A 22,584-nucleotide genomic window follows, 5' to 3' on the forward strand; every position below is an offset into this window, starting at 1 on the left:
TTATAATAAGGAATAACATGATAGTAAAGCTTTTGACAGGAGGTATTTTATGAGTCAGCAACTGGCGGTATCCATGCTGGGCAGCCCTTCCATCCTGCTGGACGGGTCTCCCCTTGTTTTTCCCTATCGGCAGGCAGAAGCCATTCTGTATTACCTTTTTCTGAACAAAGCAGTGAATAAATATACCCTTGCTGACCTTATATGGGAGGATAAATGTTCGGAGGAGAAGACGAACTCCAATCTGAGAAATGCCTTTTATATCATCCGGAAGAATCTCGGGAAGGACTTTCTGGTAAAAGAATCCGGGGATATCATCAGGATCAATCCGGCCCTTTTTCCGATGCTGGACACAGACCTGTTTCTGAAGGATGAAGACAATACAGGACTATACAGAGGTGATTTCCTGGAGGGCTTTTACCTGAAAAATAATGTATCCTTCAATGAGTGGGTAACCAACACCCGGCAGGTCTTCAAGGCCCATTACCTGAAAAAACTGCACCGCGCCATCTCCCGGCACTATGATTCCGGAAATTTTGAGCTTTGTGAGTCCCTCTGCCAAAAACAGATGCAGATAAACGAATTCGATGAAACTGCCTACAAATACCTGATGCAGATCTATCTGTCCAGAAAGGAATACACCCAGGCCCTGCACATCTATAACTGTCTGGAATCCCTGCTGGAACAAGAGCTTTTTGAAACTCCCGCAAAAGAAATACAGGACCTGGCCCTTGCCATCGAGCAGACCTGGAACGAGGAAGTGAACAAGATTCTGGAGGGCAAAAAAGAACTGAAATCCCCCAGACATATTTCCTCTGTCTTCTGTGGAAGGGAAGCAGAACTGGAGCGTATGGAAAAGAACCTGTCCTCTCTCGGTCAGGATGATCCGGTACGGCACATGCTGCTTCTGGGCGAAGCCGGGGTCGGAAAAACGCGGCTGGCAAATCAGGCACTATCCCCCCAAAACCTGCCGGCAGATACCCTTCTGCTCACCTCCCGCTGCTACTGTGCGGAGGAAAAATACATATTAAAACCATGGCAGAAACCTGTGCGGGAGCTCCTGCAGTATCTCACAGACACGGGGAATGCGGCGCAGCATATGTCTCTTGTACAGAGCATACAGGCACTATTCCCCTTCACTCAGGAGCAGTGTCATCCCATGCCGGACGCTGATGACATCTCCACCCTGGATTACAAAAGCATACAGAGTATCTTTGTCAATGGCCTGATCCGTCTGTCCTGCTGCGTGCCTCTTGTTTTCTTTTTTGACGACATACAGTGGGCGGATAAAGTGAGTCTTTCCCTCATGAGGGATATCATCACCAGCCTGAAGGACTACAGCCGGCAGAACCTCCTTTTCCTGTTCGCTGCCCGCAGCGGTCTGGAGGGAGATGCGGAACGTTTTGCCGAGGATATGTGTTCCATCGGCCAATTGGAATACATCGCTGTGAACCGCTTTGACTACCGGGACACCATATCCCTTGCCTCCTGTCTGCTGCCCGGATATGCTTTCACAGACAGTGTGAAAGAACAGTTATTTCATGAGACAGAGGGCAACGCGCTTTTTATCACAGAGGCTGTCAACACCATAAAATATCACGGCTCCCCTGATGATATCACCCCAAATATGCGCAATATCATCAAGCAGCGTGTGGCTCCCGTACCCCCGGAATACCGTCAGATTCTGAATCTTGTGTCCATATTTTTTGACGGGGTATCCTATGACTGCCTCTCGGTCCTCTCCCGGAAGGAAGACTATGAGCTGGTGGAAATTCTTGAATATCTTCTGAACAAGGATCTGCTGAAAGAGGATATGGACCAGGAAAACACCTTTTTCTCCTTCTCCCATCAGAAGATCATGGAGTATGTATACGACGAAATGTCATGGACGAAAAAGAGAATCCTCCATAATAAAGCTGGCCATTATTTAGAGGGCCGCCTCCTGGGAGGCCCTGCCGATATGGCACTGTATCCCAAGCTGATCTTTCACTTTGAGAGAGGGGCCAACCGGCAGAAATATCTGAAATATGCGGTCAAATATCTATACAATTACCTGAATGTGACCCACGAATTCTTTCCGATCATCGGTCATAACCTGACCCTGTTCACACTGGATATGAGGGAGGAGACAAGTGACCGCCTGTCAGCGGATCTTAGCAGCATTGAGGATCTGCTGTACACGGTGGAGAACAAGGTAAATGAATCTTCTTTTGAATTGTTTGACGGGGAGAATTCCAGGGAGGAACAGCTTGAGATCCTGTCCGATTATCTGCACATGATAGGACGGCATTATATACGGATATGCAGCTATGAGAAAGGCCTGTCCTACATTTTCAAATTAAAGGAACTGAACCGGCAAACACCCACCCCCTTTCAGCTCACCAAGCTTCTGCAGGCGAACCGCCAGTTGATCTGCGTATACATCAACCGATATGAGCCCGATAAAATGGAAGAAATCGTATCCGAATCCCTGCAGCTTCTGGCACACACAGATTTCACGGATGAGGTGGCTATCTGGAAGCGGCTGCAGGGCCTGGGCGATATTATGAAAGGCAGTCTTAAGAAAGGGATTTCCCATCTGCAGGAAGCCATTGCAATCTTCAGCAATTCTCCTGCCAGGGACGAGCATCTGTACAATCTGGCTGCCGCCTATTCCTGGATTGGGGAGGCATTCCGGCATTCCATGGAGTATGAAAAGGCCATGGAGTATTATGAAAAAGCCCTGAAAATCAGCGGAAGCAACTTCCTGGTCAGCGGCGTATCTGTCTTCTACGCCTACGCGGGCATGGCAGCATGCGACAACGGCAGCCTCTGCTCTGCCGAAAAATATCTGACAGAGTCCATCGCGCGCTACGAACAGGGAAACCTTATGTGGGGGCGCAGCCTTCCTTATTCCTATTATTCCCGGATACTTTTGGAAAAAGGAGCGTGCAGTGAAGCCCTGGCGCACCTGAAGACAGCGCTCGGCTATGCGGAAAAACTGGAAAATCCTTATGAAATGGGAATCATATACCGTATTTACGCGCAAATAAAAGCCGGCATCTATTCGGCTTGTGATAACGACATATCTGTACAAAATGCACTGCCCGCGGACGCGGCATATTATTACCATGAGGCGTGCCGTATGCTCAGGGATGTATATTCCCCCGTGGATGAACAATATCTGGATGCGGTCGCGGAAAAAATTTCAGAAAATTAAAAAAGCCTGCCAATCAGATCCGATTCTGATTGGCAGACTTCTTTTTCACGTATCAAGGCCTGTCCTTGGGAATATCAAGCTGTTCGATGGCATGCATCATATGGATCTTCATGGCATACCTGGCGCCCTCTGCATTTCTGCTCTGCAGAAACTGCATAAGCATCCTGTGGTCCGAAACTGTATTTTCCTCCGCCTCACGCTTCTCCCTGGAAAGTGACACGCCCTTGTCAATGGCAGAAAAAAGGATAGGCATAAGACGGTTCATGAACTCATTATGAGTGGCTCTGGCAATGGCCTTGTGAAATTCCTGCTCCACTGCCCTTCTGTCCCTGCCCTCCAATATCAGCTCCTCTATCTGCTCCCCCAGTTCCAGAATCCGTTCCAGTTCCCTGTCTGTAGCCCGTCTTGCCGCATAGTAGGCAGCCTCCGGCTCGAAGATCAGACGCATCTCATACAGATCTCCTGCATCCACTCTGGCTGCTGTCAGATCAGACAAAGCATCCATGGAGGGGTCCGCAAAATCTTCTCTGACATACGTGCCCCTTCCGCGCCGGATCTCCACCACCCGGCCTGCTGCCAGTATGCGGAATGCCTCGCGCAGCGTGGTGCGGCTCACCTGCAGTATCTCTGAAAATTCATTTTCATTGGGAAGCTTATCCCCTGGTTTAAACTTTTTATCCACCACAATCATGGACAGGATGCTATCCGCTACCCTGTCTGACAGCCTTTTCTGTGCCATTTCCATTCTCCCTGCTTCTGTACACATATTTTCTTTATACATTCTACCATGTCATGCCCCATCGTACAACCGCGGGATATTTCAGGTGCGGAAATTACATGTTCTTACGCACGGAAAGCATGTATCAGCCGGAAGACCTGTTCCGCCGTATCTGCCATATTTGCCCTGGCATTTTGCGGTTCCATGGCCTCATCCAGTGTGGTGACACCCCGCAGAATAGGGAAGAACGCGTCTATCCCTTTTTCATTGCAGGCCCGTGCATCCTTTGTCACACTCCCGGCAAAGGCAATAACAGGTTTTCCGTATTTCTTTGCAAGCTCCGCCACGCCCACAGGAGCTTTTCCCATGGCGGTCTGTCCGTCCAGCCTGCCCTCTCCGGTGATGACCAAGTCTGCCTCTTTTACATAGTCCTCCAGTCTGGTCTCCTCCAGAACAATGCGGATGCCGGACTCCAGAACCGCATTGGTAAAGGTAAGGAATGCGAATCCAAGCCCTCCTGCTGCTCCGGTTCCCGGGTACATGGGGTCTGCCTTCGGAAAACTCTTCTGCGCCAGTGACGCGTATCTGCCCAGCCATTCATCCATCTGGATGATCATAGATGGCGTGGCCCCCTTCTGCGGCCCGTACACTGCACTGCTGCCCTGCTCTCCGCACAGTACATTTGTCACATCACAGGCAACCTTGAACTCACACTCTGCCAGTCCCGGAATCACATGGTCCGCACTTACAGAGACCAGTTCCGAAAGCCCCTCTGCCCCGTATCTCACCTGTTCTCCCGCGGCATTCAGGAAATCGAAGCCCAGAGCCTGCAGCATGCCAATGCCGCCGTCGTTGGTGGCACTGCCCCCAATGCCCACAATAAATCTTCTGCAGCCCTTTTCAATGGCATCCCTTATCACTTCTCCCACACCGTAAGTGGTGGTGTGAAGGGGATTTCTCTCCTTCGGTGCAAGCAGTGTAATGCCCGCTGCCCCTGACATCTCTATAATGGCTGTCTTCGTATCCTCAATGATACCGTATTCACATGTTACCGGTTTTCCGAGGGGACCTGTAACGGTAACGCGCTGAATCTCTCCGTTCATACCGCCCACCAGCGCCTCCACGGTGCCCTCGCCGCCGTCCGCCAGAGGCCGGATTTCCACTTCAGCCTCCGCACACGCCCGGAGAATCCCTTCCCGTACAGCACTGCCCGCCTCCATAGACGACAGACTTCCCTTCAGTGAATCAATGGCTGTCACTACTCTCATATCTTTCTTCCTCCCGTATCTCTTTTTTTCTAATATACCAAAAACCCGGGTTTCCGAAAATGTTATATATAATAATTTTTTTAATATTTTCTTTAAATTTATGGTATTTATACCAATACCCTGTTATACTTTATCCAGATTCATTTTAACACGGAAAGGGGAAATCTCCTATGGACAATCCTATTGATAAAAAGCTGGCGCAGCAGATCGTAGCGACCGTAAAAGACGTGTGCGGACAAAATGTAAATTTTATTGACCATACAGGTATCATCTATGCCAGCACAGATGAAAAGAGAATCGGAAGTTTTCATGAAATCGGAAAACAGGCCGCTGAAAAAGGAGAAATGCTGGAGGCAGATACGGACAACCAGTTTGCCGGAACCCAGAAGGGTGTCAACCTGCCCATCTTTCATAACGGCTCCCTGGTGGCAGTCATCGGCATCAGCGGGCCTCCGGACCAGGTGCGCAAGTATGCCTATCTGGCGGAACGTATCACCATTCTTCTGATCCGGGAGAGGGAGCTTAACACCTTCAGCCGCACCCAGGCGGAGAAGATGCACTATGTCATCCACTCTCTGATCAACCGGGAGAACCTGTCCCAGGCTTATCTGCTGGATACCCTGGAACATTTTAAGATCAGCCGAAACGGCAGGTACCGACTGCTGCAGATCCATATCCACTCCGGCAGGTCTCCTATGAATACCGCGGAGGCGGAGCAGAAAATACAACGGCTGTTTTCCCGCACCGACATCACGCTTTACACCTTCAACTTTCCCAGTGAATACCTGGCTGTGGCGGACAGCCGCAGGTTTCCTGTGATCTCCCCCATCCTGGAAGAATTTGCCGTCTCCCAGAAAGGGCTGCTGAAAATAGCCGTTGGCAAAAGCTGTCCCATTTTCCAGCTCTCAGAGTCCGGCCATACGGGAACTGCCGCGATGAAAAGCATTGCATCCTCCGATATCCGGCATTATGCGGTCTTTGACGACCTTACTCTGGAACTTGTCCTGGCCTCCGTGGACGAGGGCTGCCGGGCGGAATACCTCAGAAAGACCCTGGACGCGCTGGACGCAGAGGATATTTCCCTGCTGTCAGCCTATTTTGAGGAGGATATGTCTCTGGGGCACACCAGCAGCAGACTGTTTCTTCATAAGAACACGCTCCAATATAAATTAGACCGCATTTACAAAAAATGCGGCCTGAACCCCAGAAGATTCCGCGATGCCACGGTCCTGTATCTGGCCCTGAAGCTGTCCTGATCTTCTCACATTTGACTTTCTCACGCTTGGTTTTCTAACAAAGGAATGGCTTCCGTAAGTGAGTGGATCACAGTGACCCCCTCACAGGTCTTATCACCCTTTCTGTCAAGCAGCAAAGCCGTGATCCCCGCCGCTGCCGCTCCCGCAACGTCTGAGGTGACAGAATCCCCGATATGGATGACCTCCTCCGGGCCAAGGCCGCTCACCTCCAGAGCTTTTTGGAAGATTTCCCGGTGGGGCTTATATGCCCTCACCATATCCCCGCAGATGATACCGGCAGGGTGCAGGTCCTTGTCCCGCATGCCTTCCTCCACATAGGAAAGGCCGTTGTTGCTGATCACATAGATGGGCACCCTGCATTTTTCAAAGAACTCTGCCGAATCGGGAAATGCCGGCGCATACATCCAAAACCGCTGGCAAAGCCTGTGCAGCTCCTCAAAATTCTCTTTGAGATGTATTTTCCGGGCACACTCCTCCAGTGCCCGGTCCACAATCTCATCCTCTGTGATATAGCTGTCCTTATAACTGACGGCTTCAAAATTCTTGATCAGCTTCCACCAGTAGGCCAGCATTGCCTCCATACTTTCCATATCACTGTTTCTGTAACACCGCTTCAGCATCTCCATGCCGTCCGGGCCGCCCTCCTCAATGATAGTGCCCGTGTAATCCAAAAATACTGCCTTTATCATCTATCTGTTTCCTGCCTTTCATAAATTCACGCCTGCAGTCAGAGGTATATTTTATTTTCCTTTCTGCCGCTGCAGGTCTTTTTCATTTTTACGGAGGCTGCCTTCCGCAGGATCCGGTTTACGTCCCTCGCCTTCCGGGGACAGACGGAAATACAGCGCATACAGGAAATACATTTCTCTTTGTCCACCTCCGCGGGATTACTCTTCGGAATTGCTCCTGCCGGGCATTTTGCAGCACAGATTCCGCATTTTGTGCAGGATTTGCCGGCTTTTGGTTTCAAAGGAATGCCGCTGTAGCTTCTATATGGTTTATTTCCCGGCACCCTTACGCTCTTCCCTTCAGCCTGTCCATCCAGCTTTTCCTTTATTTTCTTTGAAAATGCCTGCAGTTCTGCCCTGTCCTTCTCATCCGGCCTTCCTGCACCGAACTGCCTCATAACCGAATGCTCCGCCACAGCCGCAGATGCCGCCGCACAGCGAAACCCAGCATCCGTAAGCGCCTCTTTAAGCTCCAGCAGCGTGTCATCAAAATCCCTGTTTCCGTATACTGCTGCAAGGACCGCCTGCGCCCCGCATCCCTTCATCTGCCCAAGTGCGTTGAGAGCTGCCTCCGGCACCCTTCCCCCAAAAGAGGGGACTCCTACAATGCAGATATCTTCCTTTTCAAAGACATACCCTGTATAATCTTTCCCAAAAACCGACAGGTCAATCTCCTGTTTTTCTTCCCTCCAGGCACTGCCCAGCATATCTGCCACCTTTTTCGTCCCGCCTGTGGGGCTGAAATAAATATTATATATTTTCATTCTCTGTCCTCTCCTTTACCTTTTCCGGGCATACATCCATCATTTCCTCTGCATCCCTCCACAGTTCTGCCACCAGCTTCAGGCTGCTGCTTTTCGGATCCAGATAATAAAAATTCATGGTTCCCCGTCTGTTCACCGCAATGATCCCGGCCTCCATCAATATTTTCAGATGGTGGGACACTGCAGTGCGGGAAATGTTGGTGTTCTTCTGAATCTGTCCCACACGCAGTCCTCCCTCCCCGCAGTGCTCGATCAGAGTCCGGATCATATGCTGCCTCGTCTCATCCCCAACCGCAGAGAGCGCAGGCTGGCAGAGGACAAATTTTTCCGCAAACCGTTTTCTGCGCTCCTCCAGCGTGATTTCTTCCATACGAATCCTCCAATGGTCAATATTTATCGACTATTATAGGACATATCCGGCTGTACTTCAACATTGGTAAAGAAAATCGGGTTCATTAAACAGACCGCCGTATAGCCTGTTCCCAAACTGTACGGCGGTCCCTTATTCCTCTGTTCTGTGATTCATTAATGGCATTTGCTCCATCCGCAGCTCTTACAGATGTTGCACCCCTCTTCAAAGACAAGAGCCTCCCCGCACTCCGGGCAGTATATCTTGTCCGTCTCCGGTGCGGTCACTGCTTTGGCTTTTGGGGCCTTCTTGTGGGAACGTCCTCCCAGGTCTTTTTCCTTCTGGGCAAGCTCTGCCTGCATCTCATTATACATATCCATCAGGGCATTGCCCACGGCCATAGGACAGCAGGCTCCTTTGCTGGTATCCTTCCTCGTCACCCGGCGCGCCGTGTAGGAAGGACAGGAACCGCTGGAATTGAGCTGGTCCACAATGGTCTCAATGTCAATCCCGCCTCTGGCACTGATGGAGATCATTCTGGAAAGTCCCACCATGAAGTTGTTGCAGCCTCCCGTGGAGCCTTTGCTCAGGTAAGTTTCCAAAAGCGCACCTGTATGGGGATCAAAAAGCGCGATACAGTGAAGGCTTCCGCAGCCGGTGATCAGCTTCCGCTTCTTGCCCACCACATCGTCTGTGACCAGAATGATATCGCCTCTCTTCAGTCCCTCTCCTGCTGCCACCTTTTTCGTCTCCTTGGTGTTCAGTATCCCTGTCCGTCTGCAGCCGTCGCGGAAGATAGTGATTCCCTTCAGCCCGCTCTCATAGGCATACAGATACAGGCTCTCTGTCTCCTCCACGGTAAAACTGTTCGGCACATTCACAGTGGAGCTGATGGACGCGTCAATATGCTTCTGCCACACAGACTGCATGTCAATCCTCTGTCGGTAGTCCAGTGTCATGGCTGTGACAAAATACTCCGGCAGGGACTTGTCATCCTTTATCTCAAACTGCTTCATATAATTTTCCACGATTTTTGTGTACACCTTGTAATACACATCCGTCCCGTGCAGGGATTCTGTCTTCCGCTCATAGTAATTGGCATAGACAGGCTCAATGCCGCCGGAAATACCCAGCATGGTGGACAGGGTTCCCGTTGGCGCAATGGTCAGAAGCTGTGAATTGCGAAGGCCGTATTTTCCCACAAGATCTCTCGTCTTCTCCGTGGTATTTGCCATAAAATACGGGGTCTCCATGATTTCCTCCACGCAGCAGGCCGGAAATGCACCTTTGTCCCTGGCAAGTCTGGCGGAAGCCGCAATAGCGGCGTCTGCCATGGCAAAACCGATCTTATCGCACATCTCCACCGCCTCGGTCTCCCCATAGGTGATTCCCAGTTTGATCAGGGCATCTGCAAGCCCCATGATGCCAAGACCGATCTGGCGCCATTTTTCCACGCTCTCCCTCTGCTCGTCCAACGGATGCAGGGGCAGCCCCTCTTCCAGGACTTCATTCAATGCGTTCACGGATGCCTGCACACACTTCTTAAAGCTGTCGAAATCAAAGAACGCCGTATCTGTAAACGCATTCTGCACAAACTCCGCCAGGTTCACACTTCCCAGCAGACAGCTTCCCCCTGCGGGAAGCGGCTCCTCTGCGCATGGATTTACGCCCGCGTAGGCAAAATCCTCTGTATTACTCAGCAGGTTCCACCCTGTGATACGGTCCCAGAACAGGGCGCCCGGCTCTGCAAAATCCCAGTTTGTCTCCGCGATCCTTCTGAACAGTTCCCTGGCATTGACAGTCTTCTCGATCACTTCCCCGGTAACTTCCCGTGTGTAGTGCAGAAGATAGTCCTTATTCTCCTTGACAGCTTCCATAAAATCCTCATGGATGCGGATGGAAATATTGGCCTTTGTCACCTTATCCAGGTCTGTCTTCAGATCAATAAACTCCTGCACATCCGGGTGGGAGCAGTCTATGGAGATCATAAGCGCGCCCCGCCTTCCGTTCTGTCCGATCAGGGAAGTGACAAGGGAGTACAGTTCCATAAAAGATACGGAACCGCTTGTCTCCTTGGCCGCATTGTTGATCTTGGCCCCTCTGGGACTTAATTTTGATATATCAATGCCGCACCCTCCGCCGTAGCTGTAGGTCCGCGCCAGTTTTCTCGCACAGTCAAAAATACTTTCGATCTCATCTTCCGGTGGTGTAATGACATAACAGTTGGAATACGTCACCTTTCTGTTCTGCTTCTGAAGTCCTCTGTTGGAAAGGATCCTGCCGCCGAACAGGAATTTCTTCTGCCGGATATACTCTCCAATCTCCTCATTTCCCCCGCTGATCCTTGTAAGCCAGGCCTCGAAATCCTCATTTTCGCAGCAGTATTTCTTTGCCCAGATATCCATACCAAGCTGGTTCTCCTCTCCCAGCCACTCTTCTATTGTCATGTTATCGCTCCTTATCCAGATTTAGTCAACGATTTTAATATTACCACAATATATAGGGCAAATCAAGGTTTGAATGACATTTCCGAAGCAGCCACACGTCAGACCGGGGATTTTTGCAGTCTGTGTGCATGCTTTTGCTGCTGAGAAGCCGAAAGACTGGATCGTAACATTCTATTCTACACAGTCATTCTGCGCAGTCGGAAAGGAGGCGGCAGATTCCCTGTAATTTTTCGGGCTGATGCCGTACCGCTGTTTGAATATCTTGGAAAATGTCAGGGGATTTTCATATCCCACCTGGGCCGCGATCTGATTCACAGGTAAATCTGTATTTTTCAGCATTCCCACTGCCTTCTCCATTCGCAGATTCACTAAAAACTGCTGGGGAGAACAGCCCATCAATTTCTTAAAGCTCTTTGCCAGATAGCTTCTGTTGATGCCGATCCGGTCAGCCAGTTCATCTACCCTTACCTTCCGGTTATAATTCTCCACCAGAAACTCCTTGGCGTAGCTGACATAGGCTGCTGCGGAATAGGGGTATGTATCCTGGGTTTTATAAAGCGTCTGATACTCCTCAATAAGCTCTGACAGGAACCACTGCATCATGCTGTTTCTCCGCAGTTCATTCACCAGGGTAAGCTGGGGTATCTCCAGCATCCTTCTGATGATCTCATGGAGACGTTCCGTGCAAGTGACCTGTCTGACCAGCCGCTGCTGCCCGAACCCTGCCTTTGTGAGACATTCATAGGCTTTCAGACCGGAAAAGCCAATCCACATATAGACCCATGGCTCCTCCCGGTCTGCCTGATAGCTGCCCTTCCTGTAGGGCGGGATCAAAAACGCGTCGTTTTCCCCCAGATGAAAGGTCTGGCCCTCAATCTCCAGAGTGCCCTTCCCCCTCAGAATAATATGGATCAGGTAAATGGAACGTTTCGGCGGACTGTGGAAATAACCCGGCCTGCACTCCTCAATGCCGCAGTAGTTCAGCGCCAGTTCTACGGAATCCTGGCTTTCATTGTCCAAAAAAGCTTTGAATCTCAAATTCATCCCCGGGTTATGTTCCATTTTTCCTCCTATCTGTCCAGCCACCATCTGAGCACGTCCCGGATCTGCACGTCCCAGCAGTCCCAGCTATGGTTCCCTTCGGATTCCTTCGCAGTCACTTCGATGCCCAGACGCTTCATGTATTCCCAGGTACGTATATTGTCCTCATAGAGAAAGTCCTGCCTTCCGCACCAGGCATAAAGCCTGGGCATATCCTTCTTGGAAACCTTTCTTCTGCGGGCCAGTTCCCACAGATCATTGTCCGAGCCTCTCACAGGCGCCCCGCTTCCGAAGATTCCGTCCCAGAGCATCTGCGAATCCGGCTCCTCCTCCCTGTGTCTTTGCCGGGCTGCCGCAATATCCAAAGCCCCCGACAGCGCTGCCGCCGCACCGAAATTTTCACTGCCGTCAAGAGCAGCCTTCCATGCACCATAGCCGCCCATGGACACACCGGCTGCCAGAATATCCTCTTTTCTCTCAGAGATATTGGGGAAAAATTCCCGGCAGATACCCGGAAGCTCCCGGCTTATGTAAGTCTGGTAACGCATGCCGTACTTCGTGTCCGTATACCATCCCAAATGTACCTCCGGCATGACCACCGCAATCCCCAGCTCACTGACATAGCGCTCTATGGAAGTTCTCCTGCACCATGTGGTGTGGTCATCCGTCATACCGTGCAGCAGAAACACTGCGGGATACTTTCCCTCCCGCACTGCCCCTGTCATACCGATCTGTCTTCTGGTCCTCTGGGGAAGGATCACAGACATCTGTGTGCACATTCCCAGCACCTCTGAAAAAAAATCAACCTGAAGCAAAGCCATGCATCCTACCTCTTTCCATTCTTATTCTTCCGCAAGGGACTGGTTCATAAACTCTGCAATCTCCGCGCAGGCATCTGCCATGGTCTTATTGCCGGCGTAAACCTCTTTTAATATCTCATTTGCTTTATTCTCCCAGGCAACCGTGGTCTTGGAGTAGGGACGGATCACCATGTCATCCATCATATTCAGATAAGCCTTGAGATTAAAGTCAGCGGAGTTGGCCCATGCGTCTGAAGTTCCCTTATAGGCCGACATGGTGACACCCAGTTCTGCCTGTTTCAGCTGTGCTTCCTTTGATCCCAGGTACTCGATCAGCTTCCATGCCTCCTCTGTGTGCTCCCCGTTTGCGGCTGCGGCCCATCCCAATCCGTTGTAGATAGAGACACGCTTTCCCGTCTCCGCATTCCTGGGCAGTTCCACACAGTCACAGTTCTCTGCAGTATATTCATTTTCCTTAAAATAAGCAAGCATCCAGGAGCCCTGGAAGGTCATGGCAATCTTCCCGGACTGGAACAGCACATCCTCACCGTTTTCAGACATGGTTTCCAGTGAAGGCATAACCCCTGCCCGGATCCAGCTCTCCAGCATCTCCATGGCCTCGACTGTCTTCCGGTCATCCCAGCCTAACTTTTTCTTGTCCTCTGAGATAATGTAACCGTTATTGTCATAGATCATATTGTAATAGCCTGCCTGGTTGTTGTCATTGCGCATGGCGAGTCCGTACTGGCTGCCATCCTCTTTTGTGAGCTTTTTGGCTGCCTCAAACACATCATCCCAGGTCCACTCCGCTGTGGGATACGCAACCCCTGCCTCGTCAAACATTTTCTTATTGTACCACAGGGCAATGGTATCCACATCCTTTGGCACTGCATACTGCTTGTTGTCATTGTTATATAATTCTACAATATCCTCCGGGTAATTGGCAAGGTCAATCTTATCGCTGCTCTCTATCTCATCTGTCAAGTCCAGAAGCAGTCCGTTGGTCATATAGCGCTCCGCTTCATTGGAGTGCATCCAGAACACATCCGGCAGTGTGCCTCCCCTGGCACCGGCATCCAGCATAGTCCAGTATTCGTCCCATTTGACTACGCCTGTCTCCGCCTTGATTCCCGTCTCCTCTGTAAAATCATCCAGAATCTTCTGAAGCCCCTTCGCCTGATTGTCATCCCATGTCATCACGGACAGCACATCATCGCTTTTTACTTCTGTTTTGCTGCCTGTCTCCTTCTCCTGACTCTCTTTCCCCTGTCCGCAGGCCGTAAGCGCTGCTGCTGCAGCCGCTGCCAGTAACATGACACTTATTCTTTTTAACCTCATACCTGATCTCCTTTTCTGTATTCAACTTACAGGCGTTCCGGAACCCTCTGTTTGTTAAATTATAGGAAATCCCAAGCGGTGATAAAATAGAGTAATGTATGAGGCTCATAACCTAATGTGTCTTTTTCTCATCATTTTTCTATGTCAATCTGTGTAATTGATTCTCAGTACAAGAGAATCCCTGTTCTGCATTTTCAGGCAGACATATGTGATCAGCATGGGGATCAGCAGCATGCAGAGCGCATAGATCCCGTGTTCCGCAGCCGGGAACTGAAAGTGCATATACGCAGCCCCCGCAAATTTCCGCAGTCCCCACACAGTACCATATCCGGCCAGGCCGCCTGCTGTCAGGGTGATGACCATATTGGGCACTGCCAGGTAAATGTTCTCAAAGAAGAGCATTTTCAATATCTGTCTCTGCTCCATGCCGATGGATTCCAGCATGGCAAATTCCCTCCTTCTGGCTGTCATGCTGCTGATACTGGTGTTGACCATATTAAAAATACTGAAGATGATGATAAAAATGGTCAGGCCGAAAACCTGTGTATTGATCTTTTTTGTCTGCGCTGCATCATCTATTTTTTTCTCTCTCAGGGTCTGCAGGTCCAAATCTTTATAGTCATCCAATATATTCAGAATGGCTGCTTCGATGGATTTCCCGTTTTTTTCATAATCTTCTGCTGTCACGAGAAAGGATGCTGTTTTATTCATTCCGGGCCACATTTCATCCATCCTTTTTTCCGGGATATAAACGCCGTCTTCCAGATTTCTGCCTTCATCCCCATGCTCTTTTACGCCAACTACCTGCACAGTACATTCCTGTGTACTGCCGTTATACCACTCCAGCACAGCCTCCTTTCCTATGTCCAGAGAGATCTGGAAAAGGGATTCCACCAGCCTGGTATTGATGACAATAATGGTATTTTCTTTCAGATCATCGACGCTTCCCTTATCCAGCAGAGCATTTAATTCTTCCCTGTTTTCATCTGTCACCGGGTAAACATTACCCATATATTCTTTGTCACCATCCCTGAGGACCGCGGAAGTAAAAATATCCCTGTAAACCTTTTTTACATTGGGAATACTCTCCAGCTTCTGTTTTAATGCATCGTTCAGAGTGCCCCCCATCTGTAAGTCTGTGATTCCGTATTTCTGGGCATTGCTGTGTGCATCGTACACATAATCCACAATATATTCCCAGTTCTCAAAATCACCCATTCTGGAATATTCGTCTTCGTCCCAGGCAGACATATAAGAAGCGCCTGTCATAAATAATACGCCTCCGATTGCCAGCGAAGCTGTGGTCAGCATTCCCTTTTTCCGGCTTCTGTTCCGGCTGCTCCCTGCCAGGGTTCGGGCTGTCAGCCTCCTGTGGGGTCTGTCTTTTTCCTCTCCGCTCTCATCCTCTCCCACATATCTCACTGCTTCCACAGGGGAAACGCTTCCTGCCATTTTCGCCGGTTTTCTCACAGAAAAGAGCACCGTGAGAATGCCGAACACAGACGCTCCAAATGCCATCAGAAAAAGGTCCGCCACTGCAAAACCTTCCGGTTTGATCAGATAAGCACACACATTTCCTATGAGAACTCCTGTGGGTACCGCAATGCTGCTGAGCATGAGGCCCTCCCGGAAGATCATCTTGTTTATCTGCTTTTTTGTCATGCCTATGGTTCTGAGCTGCCCGATCTGCTGTATCCTGCCCGTCACAGACAGATAAAATATACTGTAGATGACAACCGCAGCGGCGAATAAGATAATAATCCCTACAATGCCAAGCACAAGTGCGGCACTGTTATTCTGAAGGGAATTTTCAAAGGTCCCGTTTATATTCACCTGATTTCTCTCAATCCCATATTTGACGGCAAGATTATTTACCACTCCGGCAAACTCTGACATCTGCATTTCACCTGCATCCGCGATCCTGATCAGGGCTGTATAGGGGATATCCCTGAGCGCCTTACCTTTTTCCGCAAACGCTTTTGAGACGTAGACGGGATATGTACTCATCTCACGGTCCCGATCCAGTATGCCGCAGACCACAAAGGTTTCCCTTTCCCCTTCTGCAAAAGAAATTTCCAGTTTTGTCCCTGTTTTTTCTTCTTTTCCCAGAGCCTTAAGAAGCTGTCTGTCCACAACGATTTCATTTTCCTGCTCCGGCACGTTTCCCTCTGTCGGAGTATAGGTAACGATGCCGCTGCTGTGGCTTTCTATATAGAAGGGATACATCTTTACCCCTTCCTCCTTGACCTCTCTTCCCTCCTTATATGGCACCATGATCTCTGTCAGCGCATCCTCTGCAAGCCCTTTCATCTGCTCATCCGTGACGTCCATATACATGACATGCTGCATGGAGTTCAGTATCTGCTGTTTTTCTCTTTCCGTTGATTTCTGCACCATGGCCAGACCGCTGATCAGGCTGACAGCCAGAATGATGGTCAGGACAGTGAAAAAACTGTAGAGTTTATTCCCCAACAGATTGCTACCGGCAACTCTCCATACAACCCCTCTGTTATTATTTCTATCCATGCTCATTAAGACCACCCGCTCTCCGCAATTTTTCCATCCTCTATCCGGATAGTTCTGTCAGCCACCTGGGCGATCTCCTCGTTGTGGGTGATCATCACAAGGGTCTGGTGGAATTTTCTGCTGGCTGCCCGGAACAGCCCCAGTACCTCCTGACTTGTCTGAGAATCCAGGTTTCCTGTGGGTTCATCTGCCAGAATGATAGCCGGCTTTGTGACCAGCGCCCTGGCAATGGCAGCTCTCTGCTGCTGTCCTCCTGACAGCTTTCCCGGCTTTCTCTTCAGCTTATCCTCAAGCCCCAGGACCGTCACGATCTCCTTCACATATTCCTCATCCACACGGCGCCCGTCCAGTTCTACCGGAAGGACAATGTTGTCATAGATATTCAGATTCGGCATCAGATTAAAATTCTGAAAGACAAACCCGATTTTACGCCGCCTGAAAATAGTCAGTTCATTGCTGTCAAGCCCGCTGAGCTCCTGTCCGTCCACCATCACGCTTCCCCCTGTGGGGCAGTCCAGGCCTCCCAGCATATGCAGAAGCGTACTCTTTCCCGAACCGGATCTGCCTACAATGGCTGTAAAGCTCCCCTGCTCAATCTCCATATTGATACCATCAAGAGCCTTCACCAGAAGCGGCTCTTTTCCGTAATACTTTGTAAGATTTCTTGTCTGTAAAATATTCATGATGTATTCCCCTTTCCTGTGATACTCTTATTATAGATGTCCATTCTCTCAATCCTGTATCAGTCTTCGGAATGAATGGTATCAATATTGATACATGTTTTGCACAACGCAAAAAGGCGGCCTCATGCCGCCCTTCTCGGAAGAAATACTTCAAATTCTGTTCCGTATCCCTCTTTTGATCTTACTTTGATGTACCCGCCCTGCAGGGTGATGATCTGCCGTGCCAGATACAGTCCGATGCCAAGTCCCTCTGTTTTCGCGGCCTTTGCCTCCCGGTAAAATCTCTGGAAAATCCGGTTATAATGCCCGGGGTCTATTCCTATTCCATTATCGCTGATGGAAATTACGACATACATTTCCAGATTCCTGGCACTTACGGTTATTTTCCCGCCGCTTTGTGTATATTTCACTGCATTGTCCAGGATATTTCCCAGAGCCTCCGCGGTCCATTTGCTGTCATGGCTGACTTCAATCGTGGGCCTGACATCTACCTGCAGTTCCATCTTTTTCTCCTCTGCCCGGGACCTGACCGTATCAAGTGCCCGGGAAACGGTCTGAATCAGCTTACCGTTTTCCGGATGCATATGCAGCATTTTGCTCTCAAGGCGTGACATTTCAGCCAGAGATTCAATGAGGAATTCCAGCTTATCAACCTGCTGCAGAATGATTTGGATAAACTGCCTCTCCTCATTTTTTGACAGATTTTCCTCACAGAGTGTTTCCCCGTACATTTTTATATTCGTTATGGGTGTTTTCAACTGATGTGTAATATCAGATACCATCTGCTGCGTCTCCGCCTTTTCCTTTTCTGCCGCCCTGGCCTTATATTCCAGAATCTCCCCTGTCTTCTGAAGCTCCATGACCATCTTGGAGGTCAATGTCTCCTGATTCTGTACCTCGGCACAGGGATTCCCATTCATAATTTCCTGTGCATAATGGCATACACCCCGGGAATATTTCACATACTGGTTCCTGAAATACAGATAGCTGCCAATCCCGGCAGCCCACAGTCCCCACATGGATACCCACAAAAGTATCTTTATTTCAGATGAAACAGGCTGCAAAAAGAGAAAAAAGCTCCCCCCGCACGCGGCCAGGAAATGCACTGCTGTGAGAATGGGCCACACGATTTTTTTCATATTATCTGCTGCCTCCCATCCATTCATAGCCCATACCGTACACGGTTTTTATATAGGTGTTCTCCCCATCTTCCAGTTTTCCTCTCAGTCTGCTGATATTTAAGGTCAGCGCATGGTCATTCACATAGTTTCCTCTGTCATCCCATACCTTTTCCAGCAGGATTTCCTTTGAAAGAATCCTGTTTGGATTTCTGCAGAACAGTTCCAGAAGGTTAAATTCCGTAGGGGTCAGTGTCAGTATCTGCCCGTTTTTGCTGGCTGTTCGCCTCACAAAATCCACTTCCAGTTCCCTGCAGATATATACACCGGAAGTCTCCTCTGACCTGGCGCATCGGCGCAGAATGGTCTGAATCTTTTCTACCACCACGCGGATGCTGAAGGGTTTTGTAATGTAATCATCTGCGCCAAGCTGCAGGCCCTGTATCACATCGTCATCCAGATTGTGGGCTGTGAGGAATACAAAGGCGGCGGACTGTTTGGCAAGCACTTTTCTGGCAAAATCAAAGCCGCTGCCATCCGGCAGATTCACATCCAAAAGGATCAGATCCGGTTCCTGTGATTTTAAATACGAATCTGCTTCCGCCAGGGTATAGGCAGGTTCTGCCTCTATATTCTTTCTCTGGAGGTGAAAGCAGAGACCTGCATTTAATATTTCATCATCCTCAATAATCAATACTTTGCTCATATCTATTTACTGTCCTGTTCTTTTTCTTTGCGGCATGGGGGTGCTGTTATGTGTGGTTGTGCGGTAATGGGGTTATGCCGGTGATGGGGTGTGGTTTATTAAAAAGTATACACTATTGTGATTTTTCTGTATATAGCTATTCCGGGATTGATGTAGTGGATGTTCATCGTTTTGGAGAAAGCGGACGCCAAACCCAGCCGCAGGCTTCCCCGTATGGCCGAGAGCAGAGAACTTCCAAGCTAATACGCAACCCGCACTAAGTTCATCGCCTTAGGGCTCTTCACTAAGTGCTTGCTAGCGTATGGATCTTGTAAGATTCTCTACCGCTCTGAAACGTCCATACGGGGAAGCCTGCGGCTGGGTTTGGCTAGGACTGGCTGCGGATAGTACCGTGTTGGCTGGGGCAGAATACAGATATTTGCTCTGCACACGTCCGGTTATAGGGCAGTCTGTGGCTGAATTGGATGATGATCAGCTGCTAATTCTACCAGGTTGGCTTGGAGCAGAATGCAGATAATTGCTCTGTACGTGTCCGAACAGGGGAATCTGTGGCTGAATTGGCTGCGTGGCTGGATGTGATATAGATGGATGGTAAGTTCCACCAAGCGATGAACTTTGTGAAACTTACCATTCACTTCTATATTGTTATAATGTTACCCCTTGCTTGAAAATTGCAATATCATGATAGCCCGCTTTTTCTGCCTTCACCTTCTCACCTGATGCTACCCGTATAATGTACTCAAACAGGGCCTCCGCCAATTCCTCTTTTGTTTTATCTTCCACCATTTTTCCGGCGTCAAAATCTATCCACTTGGATTTATAATCCGCCAGGCCTGAATTAGAAGATATTTTAATGGTGGGTACGAGTGACGCAAACGGTGTACCTCTTCCGGTTGTAAATAAGACGATCTGTGCTCCGGAGATGGCCAGACTGGTGGCTGCTACCAGGTCATTTCCGGGTGCTGACAGAAGGTTTAATCCCTTTTCTTTTACCCTCTCAGCATACCTTAATACATCTGTCACCGGTGCAGAACCTGACTTCTGGGTACACCCCAGAGACTTGTCCTCCAGTGTGGAAATCCCGCCTTTTTTATTGCCGGGAGATGGGTTTTCATAGATTGTCTGGTTATGCCTGGTAAAATAATCTTTAAAATCATTGATCAGATGAACAGTCTTTTCAAATACCTCTCTGTTCTTACACCGGTTCATAAGAATCGTCTCCGCACCAAACATCTCCGGCACTTCCGTGAGAATGGTTGTGCCGCCTTTTGATATGAGAATGTCGGAGAAAGCCCCCACCACCGGATTCGCCGTGATTCCTGACAGGCCGTCAGAACCGCCGCATTTCATGCCGATGATCAGTTCTCCTGCATCACACTCTTCTCTGACACATTTATTCGCATTTTCATAGAGTTTACCCAGAATAGTGAGTGCTTCCTCAATCTCGTCTTCTGTATCCTGGCACTGCAGGAATTTCACCCGGTCTTCCTCGTACTCACCGATGTACTCTTTTAGAACGGGAATATTGCAGTTCTCGCATCCAAGACCCAGCACAAGAACTCCCCCGGCATTTGGATGATGGACCATATCTGCCAGAACTTTTCTCGTGTTTTCCTGGTCCTCACCCATCTGGGAACATCCGTAGGGATGGGTAAAGGCCACAATCTCCTCCACATTTCCCAGCGGAAATCTTCTTTTCGCCTCCTGCTCAATGGCCTTTGCCACAGAGGAGACACAGCCCACTGTGGGAAGGATCCAAAGCTCATTCCGCACGCCTACCGTACCGTCCGCCCTTCTGTATCCCATAAAAGAAGCCTTTTTACCCGTCAGTTCTTTCAGTGAAACCGGTTCGTATTTATACTCCAGCACATCGCCCAGAGATGTCTTCAGGTTGTGAACATGGATCCAGCTTCCTTTTTGGATGTCTTCTTTTGCATAACCGATCGTCGCGCCGTATTTTATGACGGGAGCACCCTTTTTCATATGGCACAGGGCAAATTTGTGGCCCTGGGGAATGTCCTCAAGAAGTGTGATCTGTGTGTCATCCACGGTAACGGTCATTCCTTTTTTCATTGGTTTTAAGGCAACTGCTGCCATATCTTCTCTGTTGATTTTGATAAAATCCTGCATATTTTCTCCTTTACGCCAGAACCTCGCCGTAAGCTTTCTCCATTCCCTCCGCCTCAATGCAGTCATACCATTTCTGCACCACATCCAGCATCGGGCTTAAATCCTGTCCCCAATATTCTTCTTTCTTTAAAATATCCGCAACAGAAGCCTCTTTCATAAATGCCATGATTTCTTCCCCATCGTTCGCCGCATCTGTGCGGTAAAACGCGATCAGGGCAGCCAGTGAGAAGGTAAGCCCCTGCGGATAGGAACCGTATTTTTCTTTGTATTCCAAAATGGTGGGCAGCACTCTTGCCTTGAACTTGGACACGGAGTTTAAGGCGATGGATAACAACAGATGACGGATAAAGGGATTTGCAAAACGTTCCAAAACTGCTTCTCCGAAGTTTCTATTGTCCTGTGTATCCCCAATCGTCGGAATAATCTCCTCAAATATACATTTTTTAAGAAGTGCCGATACTTTTTCATCTTTCAGGCATTCCCCCACCGTCTCCAATCCGTACAGATGTGCTCCCAGCACCATGGAAGTGTGGGCACCGTTTAAAATTCTGACTTTTCTCTTCTTATAAGGGTCCACATTGTCTGTCCAGATCACATTGTAACCGGCCTTCACCAGAGGCAGTTCGTCCTCATGATCTCCCTGGATCACCCACAGATGGAATATCTCCGCTGTATCCATCATGTTGTCCTGCTCCCCGATTCTTTTACACAGCGCTTCATGCTCTTCACGGGGAAATCCTGTCACGATGCGGTCCACTAAAGTAGAACAGAAGTCATTTTCTGTCTCCATCCAGGCCTTGAATTCTTCTCCCAGATTCCACAGATCCGCATACTTCATACAGCATTTTTTCAATTCCTCTCCGTTATGGTCGATCAGCTCACAGGATAAGATGATAAATCCTTTTAACCCCAGTAAAAAGCGCCTGTACAATAACTGAGTCAGTTTGCCCGGGAAAGATTTTGCCGGCTTATCCTCCAGCTTGTTATCTGAAACGAACTCTATTCCGGCCTCCGTTGTATTGGATACGATAAACCGGAAGTCCGGATTTTCTGCTAATTTTTCATAAGCCTCATATTCTGTGTAGGGGTTGATACACCTTGAAATGACATCAATGTGAGTATGCTCATCCACAACTTCCCCCTTGTCAATTCCTCTTAAAAATAAATTGTACTCACAGTTTTGCTTATTCAGTTCGCCGATCATTCCCTTTTCAATCGGCTGTACCACCACAACAGAACCGTCAAACAATTCTTTTTCTTTTAATTTCTGAAAGAAATAATCTACAAATCCCCGGAGAAATCCTCCTTCTCCAAACTGTATTACTGTTTCTTTTCTCTGCATGCTCATAATAGAAGCCCTTTCTGTACTATTTCATACTGCGGCTTGCACAGTCTGTGCACTGACCTGTTCATTAGTTTCTGTACAACAAGCAATTTCTTTATTGACTGCCCCTATTATAGCTCATATATCCGCTGTTGTATACAACAGTTTTTGATTTTTTACACTTTCGTGTCT

17 protein-coding genes are annotated in these 22,584 nt (G+C 49.1%); 2 read left to right on the forward strand and 15 right to left on the reverse strand.

Annotation, left to right across the window (positions count from 1 at the left end; genetic code table 11):
* The first annotated feature begins 49 nt into the window (after window positions 1-49).
* Window positions 50-3,196: an AAA family ATPase gene (locus LC508_RS11865; RefSeq protein WP_103732889.1), complete on the forward strand. Its 3,147-nt coding sequence runs from the start codon at window positions 50-52 to the stop codon at window positions 3,194-3,196.
* 52 nt (window positions 3,197-3,248) lie between these two features.
* Here the strand turns inward: LC508_RS11865 and LC508_RS11870 are convergent, their stop codons facing one another.
* Both LC508_RS11870 and LC508_RS11875 read right to left on the reverse strand, forming a co-directional pair.
* On the reverse strand, window positions 3,249-3,935 hold the full coding sequence (locus tag LC508_RS11870; RefSeq protein ID WP_330425200.1) for a FadR/GntR family transcriptional regulator: 687 nt from the start codon (window positions 3,933-3,935) through the stop codon (window positions 3,249-3,251).
* A gap of 104 nt (window positions 3,936-4,039) precedes the next feature.
* Entirely contained in the window at window positions 4,040-5,182 is a 1,143-nt protein-coding gene (locus tag LC508_RS11875; protein ID WP_054351823.1) for a glycerate kinase family protein, read from the reverse strand.
* Between the two features lie 170 nt (window positions 5,183-5,352).
* On the opposite strand from LC508_RS11875, the gene LC508_RS11880 reads away from it, so the two are divergent.
* Window positions 5,353-6,438, forward strand: a complete 1,086-nt coding sequence (locus LC508_RS11880) for a CdaR family transcriptional regulator (RefSeq protein ID WP_103732492.1) — start codon at window positions 5,353-5,355, stop codon at window positions 6,436-6,438.
* Window positions 6,439-6,458: 20 nt separating this feature from the next.
* On the opposite strand, the gene LC508_RS11885 is transcribed toward LC508_RS11880, so the two are convergent.
* The 13 genes from LC508_RS11885 to LC508_RS11945 all read right to left on the reverse strand — a co-directional run bounded on the left by LC508_RS11885 (window position 6,459) and on the right by LC508_RS11945 (window position 22,419).
* Complete coding sequence (locus tag LC508_RS11885) at window positions 6,459-7,127, reverse strand: HAD family hydrolase (protein ID WP_033139013.1); 669 nt, start codon at window positions 7,125-7,127, stop codon at window positions 6,459-6,461.
* Between the two features lie 38 nt (window positions 7,128-7,165).
* On the reverse strand, window positions 7,166-7,930 hold the full coding sequence (locus LC508_RS11890) for an EFR1 family ferrodoxin (RefSeq protein ID WP_054351821.1): 765 nt from the start codon (window positions 7,928-7,930) through the stop codon (window positions 7,166-7,168).
* Entirely contained in the window at window positions 7,917-8,300 is a 384-nt protein-coding gene (locus tag LC508_RS11895; protein WP_033139011.1) for an ArsR/SmtB family transcription factor, read from the reverse strand. The genes LC508_RS11890 and LC508_RS11895 overlap by 14 nt, the downstream gene beginning before the upstream one ends.
* 155 nt (window positions 8,301-8,455) lie before the next feature.
* A complete protein-coding gene (locus tag LC508_RS11900; RefSeq protein WP_033139010.1) occupies window positions 8,456-10,726 on the reverse strand; it encodes an adenosylcobalamin-dependent ribonucleoside-diphosphate reductase in 2,271 nt (756 codons plus the stop codon).
* 171 nt (window positions 10,727-10,897) lie between these two features.
* Window positions 10,898-11,788 (reverse strand): AraC family transcriptional regulator, encoded by an 891-nt coding sequence (locus LC508_RS11905; RefSeq protein ID WP_054351886.1) that lies wholly within the window; start codon window positions 11,786-11,788, stop codon window positions 10,898-10,900.
* 8 nt (window positions 11,789-11,796) lie between these two features.
* Complete coding sequence (locus LC508_RS11910; protein WP_033139009.1) at window positions 11,797-12,588, reverse strand: alpha/beta hydrolase; 792 nt, start codon at window positions 12,586-12,588, stop codon at window positions 11,797-11,799.
* A gap of 21 nt (window positions 12,589-12,609) precedes the next feature.
* Entirely contained in the window at window positions 12,610-13,905 is a 1,296-nt protein-coding gene (locus LC508_RS11915; protein ID WP_054351820.1) for an ABC transporter substrate-binding protein, read from the reverse strand.
* A gap of 144 nt (window positions 13,906-14,049) precedes the next feature.
* Complete coding sequence (locus LC508_RS11920) at window positions 14,050-16,431, reverse strand: ABC transporter permease (RefSeq protein ID WP_158587296.1); 2,382 nt, start codon at window positions 16,429-16,431, stop codon at window positions 14,050-14,052.
* A 5-nt stretch (window positions 16,432-16,436) separates the two neighbouring features.
* Window positions 16,437-17,114, reverse strand: a complete 678-nt coding sequence (locus LC508_RS11925) for an ABC transporter ATP-binding protein (RefSeq protein ID WP_033139006.1) — start codon at window positions 17,112-17,114, stop codon at window positions 16,437-16,439.
* A 122-nt stretch (window positions 17,115-17,236) separates the two neighbouring features.
* The gene (locus tag LC508_RS11930; protein ID WP_158587295.1) at window positions 17,237-18,253 is read right to left on the reverse strand and encodes a sensor histidine kinase; all 1,017 of its coding nucleotides are present in this window, start codon (window positions 18,251-18,253) and stop codon (window positions 17,237-17,239) included.
* A 1-nt stretch (window position 18,254) separates the two neighbouring features.
* A complete protein-coding gene (locus tag LC508_RS11935; protein ID WP_103733077.1) occupies window positions 18,255-18,938 on the reverse strand; it encodes a response regulator transcription factor in 684 nt (227 codons plus the stop codon).
* A 645-nt stretch (window positions 18,939-19,583) separates the two neighbouring features.
* Entirely contained in the window at window positions 19,584-21,068 is a 1,485-nt protein-coding gene (locus tag LC508_RS11940) for a UxaA family hydrolase (protein WP_103733098.1), read from the reverse strand.
* 10 nt (window positions 21,069-21,078) lie between these two features.
* Window positions 21,079-22,419, reverse strand: coding sequence for a tagaturonate reductase (locus tag LC508_RS11945; protein WP_291600192.1), 1,341 nt, complete (start codon window positions 22,417-22,419; stop codon window positions 21,079-21,081).
* Window positions 22,420-22,584 lie beyond the last annotated feature (165 nt).

It is taken from the genome of Blautia parvula (genome assembly GCF_020215665.1).
Classification (GTDB): domain Bacteria; phylum Bacillota; class Clostridia; order Lachnospirales; family Lachnospiraceae; genus Blautia; species Blautia celeris.

Bases quoted from the DNA above. Each gene is read 5' to 3' on its own strand.
- LC508_RS11905 (WP_054351886.1), bottom strand. From the start codon at position 11,788: ATGGAACATAACCCGGGGATGAATTTGAGATTCAAAGCTTTTTTGGAC.
- LC508_RS11885 (WP_033139013.1), bottom strand. From the start codon at position 7,127: ATGATAAAGGCAGTATTTTTGGATTACACGGGCACTATCATTGAGGAG.
- LC508_RS11880 (WP_103732492.1), top strand. From the start codon at position 5,353: ATGGACAATCCTATTGATAAAAAGCTGGCGCAGCAGATCGTAGCGACC.
- LC508_RS11925 (WP_033139006.1), bottom strand. From the start codon at position 17,114: ATGAATATTTTACAGACAAGAAATCTTACAAAGTATTACGGAAAAGAG.
- LC508_RS11920 (WP_158587296.1), bottom strand. From the start codon at position 16,431: ATGGATAGAAATAATAACAGAGGGGTTGTATGGAGAGTTGCCGGTAGC.
- LC508_RS11915 (WP_054351820.1), bottom strand. From the start codon at position 13,905: ATGAGGTTAAAAAGAATAAGTGTCATGTTACTGGCAGCGGCTGCAGCA.
- LC508_RS11870 (WP_330425200.1), bottom strand. From the start codon at position 3,935: ATGGCACAGAAAAGGCTGTCAGACAGGGTAGCGGATAGCATCCTGTCC.
- LC508_RS11865 (WP_103732889.1), top strand. From the start codon at position 50: ATGAGTCAGCAACTGGCGGTATCCATGCTGGGCAGCCCTTCCATCCTG.
- LC508_RS11900 (WP_033139010.1), bottom strand. From the start codon at position 10,726: ATGACAATAGAAGAGTGGCTGGGAGAGGAGAACCAGCTTGGTATGGAT.
- LC508_RS11910 (WP_033139009.1), bottom strand. From the start codon at position 12,588: ATGGCTTTGCTTCAGGTTGATTTTTTTTCAGAGGTGCTGGGAATGTGC.
- LC508_RS11895 (WP_033139011.1), bottom strand. From the start codon at position 8,300: ATGGAAGAAATCACGCTGGAGGAGCGCAGAAAACGGTTTGCGGAAAAA.
- LC508_RS11890 (WP_054351821.1), bottom strand. From the start codon at position 7,930: ATGAAAATATATAATATTTATTTCAGCCCCACAGGCGGGACGAAAAAG.
- LC508_RS11930 (WP_158587295.1), bottom strand. From the start codon at position 18,253: ATGAAAAAAATCGTGTGGCCCATTCTCACAGCAGTGCATTTCCTGGCC.
- LC508_RS11940 (WP_103733098.1), bottom strand. From the start codon at position 21,068: ATGCAGGATTTTATCAAAATCAACAGAGAAGATATGGCAGCAGTTGCC.
- LC508_RS11875 (WP_054351823.1), bottom strand. From the start codon at position 5,182: ATGAGAGTAGTGACAGCCATTGATTCACTGAAGGGAAGTCTGTCGTCT.
- LC508_RS11935 (WP_103733077.1), bottom strand. From the start codon at position 18,938: ATGAGCAAAGTATTGATTATTGAGGATGATGAAATATTAAATGCAGGT.